Origin of the sequence: Pseudomonas meliae, assembly GCF_001400515.1 — a bacterium.
Taxonomy (GTDB): domain Bacteria; phylum Pseudomonadota; class Gammaproteobacteria; order Pseudomonadales; family Pseudomonadaceae; genus Aquipseudomonas; species Aquipseudomonas amygdali.
On sequence record NZ_LJQT01000194.1, the window covers coordinates 1 to 482 of the forward strand.

A 482-nucleotide genomic window follows, 5' to 3' on the forward strand; every position below is an offset into this window, starting at 1 on the left:
TTTCGATGCATCGCTCAAAGCGCTGGTTATGCAAGCCGATAGGGCTCAGGTGGCGGCGAACTGAGTCTAGGTCGCGCCTGGTTCATGTCCGGTTGTTGATGACCTGAGCAAAATTCGCGTTGAACGCGAACTGCGACACACCCAGCACGGAGGTGATGGTTCGCGAACCGCTGCCTTGTAGTTGTATCTGTCCGCAGTGATTGTCCTGCGGTGTAATGCTCGTGTTGACGGACAGAAACTGCTCATCAATTTTCGTCGCTTCAATACCGCCTGCCATCAGCATCGTTGCCAGCGGATCGAATATCGGTACCGGATAACCTTCGGCGTGCGTGCCTGATTTGGTTTCAAGCACTTGCTTGACCAGCAAGGCGACAGGGTCGCTTGCCGTAATCTTTTGCGAGTAGCTCTCGTCGAGAATAACCTGGTTGCAGACGTCCAGCGGGACCAGGGTCAATGGCAGGCTCGACTGAAAAACGGTATCA

At 54.4% G+C, this 482-nt stretch carries 2 pseudogenes; one reads left to right on the forward strand and one right to left on the reverse strand.

Annotated elements, in window-relative coordinates:
- Positions 1–64, forward strand: a pseudogene (locus ALO64_RS25070) (ATPase); the annotation flags it as partial.
- A gap of 18 nt (positions 65–82) precedes the next feature.
- On the opposite strand, the pseudogene ALO64_RS08810 reads toward ALO64_RS25070, so the two are convergent.
- A pseudogene (locus tag ALO64_RS08810) lies at positions 83–482 on the reverse strand (nucleoside hydrolase); the annotation flags it as partial.